The sequence below is a fragment of the Leptodesmis sp. genome (assembly GCF_052746595.1).
This window is the reverse complement of record NZ_JBRAGO010000120.1, coordinates 1-12,457: the sequence shown is the minus strand read 5'-3', so window position 1 is coordinate 12,457 and position 12,457 is coordinate 1. Positions and strand designations below refer to the sequence as shown.

Annotated in this window: 12 protein-coding genes and 1 other RNA gene; 4 read left to right on the top strand and 9 right to left on the bottom strand. The window is 49.4% G+C overall.

The window, feature by feature from the left end; genetic code table 11:
* Positions 1-42: 42 nt before the first annotated feature.
* From ACUVQO_RS19985 to ACUVQO_RS19975, 3 genes are all read right to left on the bottom strand, one after another.
* Positions 43-426, bottom strand: coding sequence for a hypothetical protein (locus ACUVQO_RS19985; RefSeq protein ID WP_445927588.1), 384 nt, complete (start codon positions 424-426; stop codon positions 43-45).
* Between the two features lie 196 nt (positions 427-622).
* Positions 623-997 carry a hypothetical protein gene (locus ACUVQO_RS19980; RefSeq protein WP_445927587.1) on the bottom strand — a complete coding sequence of 125 codons (375 nt, stop codon included), beginning with the start codon at positions 995-997 and terminating at the stop codon, positions 623-625.
* A gap of 177 nt (positions 998-1,174) precedes the next feature.
* Positions 1,175-1,447, bottom strand: a complete 273-nt coding sequence (locus ACUVQO_RS19975) for a hypothetical protein (protein ID WP_445927586.1) — start codon at positions 1,445-1,447, stop codon at positions 1,175-1,177.
* A 932-nt stretch (positions 1,448-2,379) separates the two neighbouring features.
* On the opposite strand from ACUVQO_RS19975, the gene ACUVQO_RS19970 reads away from it, so the two are divergent.
* Entirely contained in the window at positions 2,380-3,099 is a 720-nt protein-coding gene (locus tag ACUVQO_RS19970) for a response regulator (protein ID WP_445927585.1), read from the top strand.
* Between the two features lie 76 nt (positions 3,100-3,175).
* Positions 3,176-4,381 (top strand): glycosyltransferase family 4 protein, encoded by a 1,206-nt coding sequence (locus ACUVQO_RS19965; RefSeq protein ID WP_445927584.1) that lies wholly within the window; start codon positions 3,176-3,178, stop codon positions 4,379-4,381.
* Positions 4,382-4,429: 48 nt separating this feature from the next.
* Here the strand turns inward: ACUVQO_RS19965 and aspS are convergent, their stop codons facing one another.
* From aspS to ACUVQO_RS19945, 4 genes are all read right to left on the bottom strand, one after another.
* Complete coding sequence (aspS, locus tag ACUVQO_RS19960) at positions 4,430-6,211, bottom strand: aspartate--tRNA ligase (RefSeq protein ID WP_445927583.1); 1,782 nt, start codon at positions 6,209-6,211, stop codon at positions 4,430-4,432.
* 276 nt (positions 6,212-6,487) lie between these two features.
* Positions 6,488-6,904, bottom strand: coding sequence for a glutathione S-transferase C-terminal domain-containing protein (locus ACUVQO_RS19955; protein WP_445927589.1), 417 nt, complete (start codon positions 6,902-6,904; stop codon positions 6,488-6,490).
* A 33-nt stretch (positions 6,905-6,937) separates the two neighbouring features.
* Positions 6,938-7,453, bottom strand: coding sequence for a hypothetical protein (locus ACUVQO_RS19950; RefSeq protein ID WP_445927582.1), 516 nt, complete (start codon positions 7,451-7,453; stop codon positions 6,938-6,940).
* A 100-nt stretch (positions 7,454-7,553) separates the two neighbouring features.
* Complete coding sequence (locus ACUVQO_RS19945) at positions 7,554-8,135, bottom strand: pirin family protein (RefSeq protein WP_445927581.1); 582 nt, start codon at positions 8,133-8,135, stop codon at positions 7,554-7,556.
* 573 nt (positions 8,136-8,708) lie between these two features.
* Between ACUVQO_RS19945 and ACUVQO_RS19940 the strand changes: the two genes are divergently transcribed.
* Both ACUVQO_RS19940 and ssrS read left to right on the top strand, forming a co-directional pair.
* Complete coding sequence (locus tag ACUVQO_RS19940) at positions 8,709-9,779, top strand: LOG family protein (RefSeq protein WP_445927580.1); 1,071 nt, start codon at positions 8,709-8,711, stop codon at positions 9,777-9,779.
* A gap of 143 nt (positions 9,780-9,922) precedes the next feature.
* Positions 9,923-10,106: non-coding RNA, 6S RNA (gene ssrS, locus ACUVQO_RS19935), on the top strand.
* A 151-nt stretch (positions 10,107-10,257) separates the two neighbouring features.
* Here the strand turns inward: ssrS and ACUVQO_RS19930 are convergent.
* Both ACUVQO_RS19930 and ACUVQO_RS19925 read right to left on the bottom strand, forming a co-directional pair.
* Positions 10,258-11,472 carry an MlaD family protein gene (locus ACUVQO_RS19930; RefSeq protein WP_445927579.1) on the bottom strand — a complete coding sequence of 405 codons (1,215 nt, stop codon included), beginning with the start codon at positions 11,470-11,472 and terminating at the stop codon, positions 10,258-10,260.
* A 34-nt stretch (positions 11,473-11,506) separates the two neighbouring features.
* Positions 11,507-12,289, bottom strand: coding sequence for an ABC transporter ATP-binding protein (locus tag ACUVQO_RS19925; protein WP_445927578.1), 783 nt, complete (start codon positions 12,287-12,289; stop codon positions 11,507-11,509).
* Between the last annotated feature and the right edge of the window lie 168 nt (positions 12,290-12,457).

Below are 12,457 nucleotides of genomic sequence, written 5' to 3'. Positions count from 1 at the left end.
AAGATTAGGAAAAAAGTTTGAAGAACCTGTGAGGATTGACCTTTAAACTAAGCCGCTGTCTGCCAACGGTTTGCAAAAGGACTCGACACCAGTTTTGATCACAAAAATAGCGATCGGGGTAGTCAGTTTCATGGGCAAGCCAGTGGCGGTGGTGATTGCCGTCAGCACATCCCCCGTTAAGCCATCCTCTAACCCTTCTCGCAGTTCTGCCTGACACAAGGCATAGCGCCACCGTTTAGCCAGTCCATCAATCCAGCGATCGCTGGTATCTGGTTCCTGCCCGACCTGAATTGCCAGAGTAATGGCTGCATCCTCCAGATCGCCTTCACAGTCCTCCAGAACGTCTAAAGCCGCCAAAGCATCCGGATGATCTACCAGGTCAGTCCGGTATAGCTCAATTTCTTCTGACGTTACGGTAATGGACATGGGAGAGTTAAGAATTAAGAATTGCGAGTTAAGAATTAGGACTTAAACCTTGTCCAAGTCCAGAACCGTAGTTTCTCTGATCGGAAAACGACCGTTCTCTAGCTGGACTTGGTTGAACGGTGCGTGGGTTATCTGGGAGTTGTTCCTATTCTGACTCAGAATTCAAACCTTAAACCTCAAACCTCAAAACTTTGACCTACAACCCTACCAGTTCTCTGGTTTCCAGACCGACCAGTTGCTGGGTAATCGCCAGTTGGGTTTCCAGTTTGGCGACGCTGAATTCATTCCGCAGATGTTCCAATTGGGCTGCGGCATGAGCTTTTTCGGTATTCAGGCGATTTAGAGCATCACAGGCTCGTTCGTATTCCGGATTCACCTGCAAGACTTCAAATCGGCGTGCCCGCCGTTGAGCATCATTTTTCAAATTCGCTTCAAAGGCAGCAATGCGATCGGCATTTCCCTCTAACCGGGCCAAGTGCTGACGGACTTCGGCAATCTGATGTTTGATATTATTGACCGATTGGGCCGCTTGAGCGATCGCACTGGGATACTGGCTCAAACTTAATTTCATGAGAACCTCCAACAACAGGAATTTGAGTTATGAGCTTTTAAACCCTGTCCAGATCCAGAGCCGGAGTTTCTCTGATGGGAAAATGACCGTTCTCTAGCTGGACTTGGTTTAAGTTCTAAGTTTTGTGAGTTCTTTGTCCGATACAAAACTTAAAACCCAAAACTTAAAATTATTAGCTTATGCAACTAATTCGGCCAGTTGAGGCAAGGGGGGGCGAGCAGGAACTTCAGCAACAGGGGCAGGCATTGCATTGATTGGAACAGGCGTAGCTTCCAGAACTTTGACTTGAATATCGACCGCCACCAGATAGGAACCAGCCCGTTCGCCCACAGCTTTAGCGACCAGTTCCGCCAGAGCCGGGTGCTGAGCTGTAATCGGGTCGCGCAAAGTACACCGATCCCACTCATACTTCGCCGCCGGATCCAGGTTGAGGATGTAATGCTTAGTCATGGGTTCAGGGGGAGCAACAGTATGTTTGTACTATTATAATCAATCCGTTTGCCGATCGACAACTCACCCACTCACCCACCTGTCTACCCTCTCCTACGGCATCTCACACAATGCCTAGTAATGGTTCAACGTGACTATTAACCCGGCATATTCAAATCCAGCAAAATCAACCGCCGCTCCGCAGGAATGATAGAAAAGTCTCATTCTTGCCTAACATGGAGAGCCTTCCAGGTCATTTGCAACGATATAAAGCGAATTCGTAAGATTATTTTTGCGAAGCACTCGCTTCACATTCATGATGTCTACCTCATCATCTTCTACTAAGGGAATATTGATTGGTCGATTGGCTGGCATTCACAGTTTACGGTTCCTGATAATTCTTGGATCTGGTTATTTTGGCAGCGATCGTTTTGTTACCTCGATCGCATGATAAAAGCAGACTTATCTATAAGGTTTATGGCGGTCGGAATATACCTATGCCTATTGGTGGATGTTGTTTGTTGGAAAAGCTTTTATATAACTACTTAGAGGTAATAAATTAGAGGGCATTTGAAAAGTATTTGGTGGTTAAAAATGCGACTACACTCACCAAGTCGCCGACGCAGACTCAATACATCAAGGCTTTCAGTAATCTGTGTCGGCAGGTTTTCTCCGGATAGCTGCGACTTCAGTCGCCAGGGTGATTTTAAAGCATCCTCTTAGAGGATGTTTGAGAAGTTCTCTTGCTGGTGACGAAATGGTTTAGACTCCCTTTAGTCTCCCTTTTCAAGGGGGACTTTGAGCCCGATCTCCCCCTTGAAAAGGGGGACTAAGGGGGATCAACAGTTGCCTTTCGTTACAACAAATGACTTTTCAAACACCCTCTTAGAGGCTCTTAGAGGTAAAAAAACTAGTCCTAGCTAAGTATTAAGAACAAAAAGGGATGGATGGTTATGAGTGATACTAGCGTTGTTCTGATTGAAGACCACGACTTGACTCGGATTGGGTTACGAACTGCGCTGAAGCAGCAACCGGGAATTCAAATCGTGGGCGAGGCACCTAATGCAACGCAAGGGCTGGAAGTGTTGCAATCTTTACAGCCTGATGTGGCAGTCGTGGATATTGGTCTGCCCGATATGGACGGTATTGAGCTAACGCAGACCTTTAGAAAATATCAGGCAGAACAGGCGGACTCTAAAACCAAAATCCTGATCCTGACCATGCATGATAGTGAAGATGCGGTTCTGGCAGCGTTTGCGGCAGGGGCTGATTCCTACTGCATGAAGGATGTCAGCATCGATCGCCTGGTGGAAGCCCTCCATGCCACTCAAGCTGGATATTCCTGGATTGACCCTGCGATCGCCAATGTCGTCCTGCATCAGGTGCGGCAGGGAACGCTCAATGGTCGGGCGGTGACCGTGGCCAAGACGGTTGAAATTAGCGCTGTAGAACCGGAATTTGAGCAGGTTCTGGAAAGCTACCCTCTGACTGAGCGGGAGTTGGAAATTCTGGAGTTGATCGTGGCCGGATGCAGCAATGCGGCGATCGCAGAGAAACTTTACATCACCGTTGGTACGGTCAAAACTCACGTTCGCAACATTCTCAGTAAGCTGTGCGCAGAAGACCGAACTCAGGCGGCGGTACGTGCGCTGCGATCGGGTTTAGTGGCTTAGTGATCCATTTTGGATTTGTTTGGCTATGATTTTTGGATGCTTTTAAGCGGCCTCCTATCCCATAGCCCACAAACCTATGCGTATTCTGTTTCTGCATCCTAGTTTTCCGGCTCAGTTCCGCCATCGGGCAGCAATACTAGCCAGTGATCCCAATCATCAGGTGGTATTCGGCACCATGCATCCCGATGGAGAACTGCCCGGAGTTCGTAAAGTCTATTTCAACATTGCCCGTGAGGTGTCTCCTCACACGCATCACTATGTCAGACCGCTGGAAAATGCAGTGCTGCACGGGCAAGCCGTTTATCGATTAGGACAGGCTCTCCTAAGTGAGGGATTTACCCCTGATCTGGTATTTGCTCATGCCGGATGGGGGTTGCCCCTGTTTGTCAAGGATATTTTTCCAAAAACCAGGCTGCTATGTTACTGCGAATGGTTTTACCGGGCACGGGGATCTGACGCGGACTTTAACCCCACAGTGCCACTGCAGGTAGACGACGAACTGCGGTTGCGGGTGAAGAATGCTGCCATGCTGATTGACTTGGCCAATTGCGATCGTGCCCTCACCCCCACCCGCTGGCAACATCACCAATTTCCCCCAGACTTTCAGAGCAAAATCTCTGTCATCCCTGATGGCGTGGATACCGAATTCTTCCAACCTGAACCGGATGCGAAGTTAGTGCTTCCCGCTCTGGGTCTGGATTTGTCGCATGTCTCAGAACTGGTGACTTATGTGAGTCCTGGGCTGGAACCTTACAAAGGCTTTCCCCAACTGATGCAGGCGATCGCCCTGCTGCAGCGTCGCCGTCCGAACTGTCACGCGGTGATTGTGGGAGAAGATCGGACGATTTACAGCAAGCCTTTACCCGACGGCAAAACCTACAAACAGGCGATGCTCGAAAGTCTGCCTCTGGATCGATCGCGCATTCATTTTACCGGGCCGTTGTCTTACCGAGAGTATTTACAAGTCCTGCAAGCTTCTTCGGTGCATATCTATCTCACTTATCCCTACATGCTTTCCCGCTCTCTGCTGGAAGCCATGTCCACCGGATGTTTGATTGTCGGTTCGCAAACGGCCCCCGTGATGGAAGTAATCCGGGATGGCGTAAATGGATGGCTGGTCGATTTCTTTTCACCCCAGGCGATCGCCGATCAGGTTGATGAAGCCCTCAGCCAACCTGACAAAATGACCCCACTGAAAGCCAATGCCCGCAAAACTATTGAGGAGCAGTACGATCTGAGACAACTGCTGCCGAAGCAGGTGCGGTGGATGTTTGAGAGGTAAGGATAGATGAGTGGATGGATAGGTAGGGAACAGGGAGCAGCCAATCTCCTACTTTCCTTTCCGCACCGGAGCGACATGCAATTCCTTCAACTGCTTGTCGTCCACTCCAGAGGGCGCACCTGTGAGTAAGCAGCGGGCCTGTTGTGTTTTCGGGAAGCCAATCACATCCCGGATGGATTCTTCTCCGGCTAGCAGCATCACCAGGCGATCGACCCCATAAGCGATCCCTCCGTGGGGCGGCGCTCCATATTCAAAGGCTTCCAGCAAAAACCCGAATTTCTGGAAGGCTTCCTCTGGCGACAGGCCGATCGTCTCAAACACCTGCTGTTGCACATCGGGTTGATAAATCCGCAAACTGCCACCCCCCACTTCAAAGCCGTTGAATACCAGGTCGTAGGCTTGGGCATGAGCGGTTTTCAGGTCGTCCACATCTTCCGGGAAGGGAGCGGTAAAGGGATGGTGCAGGGCTTCTAACCGCTTCTCGTCCGCATTCCACTCAAACATGGGGAAGTGGGTAATCCACAGCAGGTTCGTTTTGTCAGAATCAATCAGTTCCTGTTCACGGGCAACGACCTGACGCAGGCGATCGAGGGTTTTGTTCACCGTAGCTGCGTCTCCGGCTCCGAACAGCAGCAGATGGCCGGGTTGAGCGTTGGTACGGCTGAGGATTTCTTGCTTTTGTTCCTCACTGAGGTTGTCCTTGATCGCTCCGATCGTGTCAATCTCCCCGTCCCGTACCCGAATGTAAGCTAAGCCTCTGGCTCCACAGAGTTCTGCTTCTTTAAATAGATCGCCACCGGGTTTGATCCGCACATTTGAGATCGCGTCGTTGCCTTTGGGAATCGGCAGGATTTTGACAATGCCTCCTTTCGAGACGGCATCCGCGAACACTTTAAAGCCGCAGCCTTGCACCACATCGGACACATCCACCAGTTCCAGTCCGTAGCGCGTGTCCGGCTTATCAGAGCCATACCGATTCATTGCCTCTGCGTAGGTCAGTCGGGGAAAGGGACGGGGCAAGTCAATGCCTTTGATGACTTTAAACAGATGGCAAACCATCTTTTCATTCAGTTCCAGCACCTCATCCAGGGACAGGAAACTCATTTCCATATCCAATTGGGTAAATTCTGGCTGCCGATCGGCCCGCAAGTCTTCATCCCGGAAACAGCGGGCAATTTGATAATAGCGATCGCATCCCGCTACCATCAGCAATTGCTTGAACAACTGGGGCGACTGAGGCAGGGCATACCATTCCCCCGGATTCACCCGCGAGGGCACCAGATAGTCTCTCGCTCCTTCTGGGGTGGATTTGGTGAGGATGGGAGTTTCTACCTCAATGAATCCCTCTTGATCTTCTAAATAGCGGCGCAGGGTTTTAATAATTTGATGGCGCAGTTGCAGGTTGCGGCTCATCCGCTCCCGCCGCAGATCCAGATAGCGATACTTCAAACGCAGGTCTTCCCGCACAGATTCACTTTCAGCGGTAGACACCTGGAAGGGAAGTTGTTTCCGCACCGCATTCAGAATCTCGATCTGATCGGCATAAATTTCTATCTCACCCGTATCTAGGCGGGGATTCAGCGATTCATCTGGTCGCTGGCTGACTCGCCCAGTAATTCTCACCACATACTCATTGCGCAAACTATCTGCAGCCGGGTAGGACTCTGGTGTGCGCTCCGGATCGCTGACAATTTGCACAATCCCGGTACGGTCGCGCAGGTCAATAAAAATCACGCCCCCATGATCTCGACGACGGTCTACCCAACCACATAGGGTAACTGTTTCTCCAATATTTTCTGCCCGGAGTTGACCGCAATAATGGGTTCGCATGATGTCTACTGTCAAAGCTCTAAAGTCCAAGTTTAACGCCCAAAAGCGCAGGAAAACACCTAACCCAGCGTTCCCTGACGAAATTAAGCAAACTCCCCCATTATGCCAGGATTTGAGAGTGGAAGGATACTTTAAGGCGATCGCTAGCGCTGTACCACTGCCGCCAACTGCCGCAGCATGGTTAATACTTTGTATAGATCATTGCCTGCATTGACATCAGAGAAACTCCGGTTCTGGACTTGGACAAGGTTTAATTGCGATCGCTCCTATCGCCGTTTAACCGAAGCGATCGCGATCGTGCGGTTCGTTGAAGTTAATCAACGGGCCTTTGGGAACGATACGATTGGGGTTAATGGCCGTCTGGCTCATGTAATAGTGCCGTTTGATGTGATCCAAATTGCAGGTTTCTTGAATCCCTGGATGTTGGTCAAGATCTTTCAGGTAATTCCAGAGATTGGGATAGTCCATAATTCGCTTCAGGTTGCACTTAAAGTGATCGTGATAGATGGAATCAAAGCGAATCAGTGTCGTAAACAAACAAATATCTGCTTCTGTCAGACGATTTCCACACAGATAGCGTTGTAGTCCCAAAACCTGCTCCCAGCGATCGAGTGCTTGAAATAACTCTGTCACGGCCTCTTCGTAAGCGGCCTGAGAGGTCGCAAAACCAGAACGATATACACCATTGTTAATCGGTATATAGATCGCATCAATAGTTTGATCGATTTACTCTTGTAAATCTTGGGGATACAAATCAACATCAGATTTGGCGATCGCTATAAACTCCGTATCCAACATCCGAATAATTTCGCGGGATTCATTATTGACGATTGTCTGAGTCTGCTTGTCCCACAGGACTAGAACCGTTACCCGCCCCGTATAATCCGGCTTGGCCTTGAGATAAATTTCCTGTAAATAAGAGACATGATTCACAGAATCGGGAATTGCCCCCGGAGCATCTGAGAACATCCAACCTTGTTCGCTCAGTACTGGATCCACGATCGACAACCCGATCACCTGTTGCAAGCCTTTCAGCGATCGCATCATCACCGTTCGATGGGCCCAAGGACAAGCCAGGGAAACGTAAAGATGATAGCGATCGGCTTCTGCCTTAAAACCACTGGAGCCATCTGCCGTAATCCAGTTGTGGAACTGAGTGGGCATCCGGTTAAACTTGCCGCTGCTGTCTCGTTCTGTCCATTCCGTCGTCCATTTCCCGTCCACCAGCATTCCTAGTGCCATACTTTCCCTCCCAATCCTTCATTTCAGATCCAAAAACTTTTACACGCTGCTCAAGGTTAGAAGTCAGTGTATCCGGCAGCACCCTGAGAGTAGTCTCAATTTAGGCCAAGTCAAACAATAAGACTTCTGCTCCAGGTTCGGAATCCAGCAGCAACTTTTCTTCCTGGCTGACAGCCGCTGCATCCCGGGCATCAAGCCTGTGACCGTTCAGAGAGATTTCCCCTTTCACCACTTGCACCCAGGCATGGCGATCGGGTTTCAGGGTATAGATCCGTTGCTCACCAGGAGCCAGCACGGTTGTATACAGTTCTGCATCCTGATGAATTAGCACGGAGCCGTCGGAGGCATCGCGGCTGGCAACTTTTACCCACTCTCCCGGATAGTCGGCTGGCTCAAATACTTTTTGCTCATAGCTCGGAGTCAGCCCTTGTTGTTCTGGCAGAATCCAGATTTGCAACAGGTGGGTGGGTTCCGTGGCCGAAGGATTGAATTCACTGTGAGTGATACCTGTCCCTGCAGTAAATCGTTGCACGCCATGCCTGCCGATCGTTTCCACATTACCCAAACTATCCCGGTGAGCCAGGGAGCCAGATACTATATAGGAAATGATTTCCATATCGTGGTGTGGATGAGTCGGAAAGCCACCTTTGGCAGCAATCCGATCTTCATTAATCACCCGCAAACTGCGGAAATGGATATGTTCAGGATCTTAGTAATTGGCAAAAGAAAAGGTGTGATAGGAATCTAGCCAACCATGATTGGCGTGACCTCGTTCGTGCGATCGGCGAATCGTAATCATCAGTAACGCCTCCAGGAGAAAGGGAAGTTAAGCTCCCGATTTCAGCTTCATGACAGAGGGCTGTGTTACAGCAATAAAAGGTTTGTTCATTGTGTTCTCCTAACCAAAGAGTCGCAAACAAACTAATTCATACTGTTTGCATATAAACAGAATAGTGTATATAAAGTTTGAATGCAAACATTTTTCGGGGGTAGCAATTATAAACCCTTCAAGAAGCATTTCTAGCCCTGGGTTTGTGTATCATCGCGTTTTGCTGCCTCGGTACAGACCAAACTTCGGTTCGTAATTGGTCTTTTTCAGTGTGATAACTGCTCCATCTGTTCCATCTGTTCATCTCACTATTTCCTCTGGGTATTGTGAAGCTATCGCCTGCTTTTGTCGTAGTAGCTCTGATTCAATACACAGATGAGGCTGAATTCTTAGATAGAATAGAATGCTGCCAGTTAGGAGGGAACCATGACTTCATCCCCGTCGTTTGATGCCTCTGAATCACTACGAGCGGATTTAAATCGCTTGCTAGACCGAACTCCTTATATGAAGCATGGTGAGTTGATTCAGTTGGCCCTGGCAACTCTAGTGCGGATGACCGAGGGAGAGATCGATCGCCTGGATTGGAAAATCCTGAATGCTTCTTTACAAGATATGGAGCGGGCATTTAAGGCCTTGTATCCCTACCGACACGTCCGCAAGGTGGCAATTTTTGGATCTGCCCGCATTGCCCGGGGAGCGCCAGAGTATCAAATGGCGATAGAGTTTGCAAAGCGTGTTACCGATCTGGGTTTCATGGTGATCACAGGCGCTGGTCCAGGAATTATGCAGGCAGGCAATGAAGGGGCCGGACGAGAGAAATCCTTTGGCCTGAATATTCAACTGCCCTTTGAACAGGGGGCGAATCCTTTTATTGAGGGCGATCACAAACTGATCCCTTTTAAGTACTTTTTCACTCGGAAACTCTTTTTCCTGCGAGAAAGTGATGCCCTGGCGCTGTTTCCTGGTGGCTTTGGCACCCAGGATGAAGCGTTTGAGTGCCTTACCCTGAGTCAGACTGGCAAATCCTCTCCGATGCCACTGGTACTCATTGACCATCCCGGTGGCCACTACTGGCTTGATTGGATGGAGTACATGCGTAAGCAACTACTACGACGGGGATTAATCAGCGCTGATGATTTCAGCCTATTTACTATCACCGACCGGATAGACGAAGCCTGTGCAGCGATCGCTCGATTTTACAGCGTTTTCCACTCATCCCGCTATGTGGGTAACCGCCTGGTCATCCGTCTAAATATGGAAATCTCTGACGAAGCCGTCGAGCAGTTGAATCAGGACTTTGGTGATATTTTGCTAAAAGGCCGGATTGAAAAAAGCCATGCCTTGCCTCAAGAAGCTCAGGACATGGCGATCGGCAAGTCTCGTCTGCTCTTACACTTCAACCAACGCGACTTAGGACGGCTACATCAAATGATTGCCGCTATTAATTATCTGGGAGCTGGAAAGTGCGAAGAAGCCAGACATCCGGAGTGGAAGTAGCCGCCAGATAGATGGCTGGATACGTGGTAGAGACGTTGCGGCAAAATGTCTCTCCAATTCCCCTGAGAGCGGGGCGGATGGGTGGAGAAAGATTGTGAGGTAAGTCACTCCACATTCAGGCTGGCACGCTAGAATAATTGAAGGTTCTACTACGACGTTGGTGACTGCCAATACTGTTTTATGATCTATACTTTTTGAACAAGGGCACCATACGAATCGGACGGCAGTAGACCGGGTATGTCCCGGAAACTTTAAGTCTCGGCAGACGGTACCCACCTGGTTTATATCAGGTCAAAAACTGAGGTAAAACGGCGTTGCGGTGAACTATTTAAGCTTTCAAAAACCTCTGGTCTGAAAACCAGGGGTTTTTGATTAGGATCTCCGTTTCATCGTCATAGGCCAGATACTCTGCCAATATAAATCATCGAGTGGCACGGGCCATGATTTCCTCCTGAATCCCTACGTTCTACGCCACTTTTTACTCCCGGTTCCCTTCTGCCCGATTCTCCACGGCTCCTATGGTAGGAGAGGTTGGCATGGGGCCTGCTTCGTTAGCCTTGGGCTGCTTGAGAGAAGTAGCGATCGGGGCAAGAATCTGAGCCATCTGGGCTTGCTGTTCTAGCTGTTGGGTAGACGATACTAAACTACTCAACCCATTCACCAAATTTTTTAGATTATTGCGAAACTGTGGGTCACCCGTTAATTCATCCAGATCTGCCGTAATCTTTTGAGCATTTTGAAACGTAGCCCTGGCCGAATCCAGGGTTTGCTGGAGTATCAGTAAGTTGGTTGGGCTACTGAGCGCATCTGAAGCCGATCTCAAATTTGCTGATGCCTTTGCAGCGTTTGCAGTTAACATTTGCAAGTTTTGTATTAATTGCCCTTGCTCAGTCTGATCCAGAACAGAACTAAAACTGCCGACAGCCGATCGCAACTGGGTACTGGTCTGGCTGAGATTATCTAGCGTGGTTACTAAATTGGTGCGGTTTGTTGCCAGTAGACTATTCACCTGATCCGCTGTGACTCCCAGTTTATTCGCAGTAGAACTGATAGCCTGGGCAGACGCAGCAAAGGATTTTAATTCCTGCCGAATGGCTTTGGTCAGTTGGGTGAATTCACGACTCAGAATAGCAATCTCTGCAGCGGCATCTGATGTGTTCTTCACCACAGAATTCACATTATTGAAAAATTCTGGACTGCTGTAAATCGTGGCAAAACGGGCCGTAGACTGCACCAGTTCATCAAAATTTACTCCTGATTCTCCTGGCAACTGGGCATTATTACAAAGGATCAGGGTGCCGTCGCAATTTTTATCCAGAGGACTGGTATTGACTGGCACGGTGAGTGGACGGGTAGGCACCAATTCAAGTACCGTCTGACTGATCAGGCCAGATTGATTAACCTGAGCTACTACAGCTTTAGGGATGATCAGGGTGGCTGGAGACAGTTCTGCCTCTACTTCTACCAGATTGGGCTTTGGCCTGATGTTGGTGATCTTGCCTACAGTAACTCCCCGAAACCGAACTACTGCGCCCGTTTGCAGTCCAGCCGTGTTCTTGAACTCAATGAAGATTTTGAAGCTGCGTTTACCGGGTTGTAATCCCTGAATCCACAGTCCAAAGGCTACAAACAGGCCCACTCCAAGCAGGATAAGTAGCCCGACTGAACCTTCCCGCATTGTCCGCGATCGCATAGCCTCCCCCCTCAATCATTCACTGCCAACCATCCTACCCAGTTACCTGGATAGGGCCATTAACGTCTCCGCTCAAAAATTGCCGAATGAGAGGATTATCAGTCGTATCCATCTCATAAATTGTTCCTTCCCAGTGAATTTTTCCCTGATGCAGCATCAGTACCCGATCAGCCGTGCGACGAATGGTACTTTGCTGGTGGGTCACCACCACGTAGGTACTACACCCAGCCTCAGCGCGCTGGAGTTGTCGTACCAGATCTTCAATTACCGTAGATGCAATGGGATCCAGCCCTGCCGTTGGCTCATCATACAGCAGCACCTCTGGTGTAGCGGTGGGATCATCTGGATTGGCCATGATGGCACGAGCAAAACTCACCCGCTTTCTCATACCACCAGACAACTGATCCGGGTAGCGATCGCCAATTCCTCCCAAACCTACCATCTCCAGTCGTTGATTTACCAACTCTCGAATTTGCTGTTGGGGAAGTCGGGAATGTTCATAGAGCAGGAACCCAACATTCTCATCGACCGTCAGAGAGTCAAATAGCGCCGCTTGCTGAAACACCATGCCAATGCCGATCGGATCTGGTGCATCCTCAATTAACCCCTGCCGACGATGCCCCTGCACATAAATTTCGCCTGCATCAGGAGCTAACAACCCTGCAATGATTCTCAAGATTGTGGATTTTCCCGTTCCCGAAGGCCCGATAATTACAAGCGCCTCTCCCCGGTAAATCTTTAAATCGACCGCATCCAGGATGATCCGATCGCCAAAAGCTTTAGAAATTCCTCTCAGTTCAATCAACGGTTCAGTCATTAGGATGGGTGAACTAGGGCCACTCGTAATTGGTTTAACGTTGGGGTTACAGTGCATGGAAAAATGAGCGCCCAATCTAAACTCCTATGACTTTAGCTAAAGAGAGGTACTCTGTCAGGTGGCCAGCCGACTTTCTGTCCAACTGCGTGCTGATTTATTTTCTTTTGA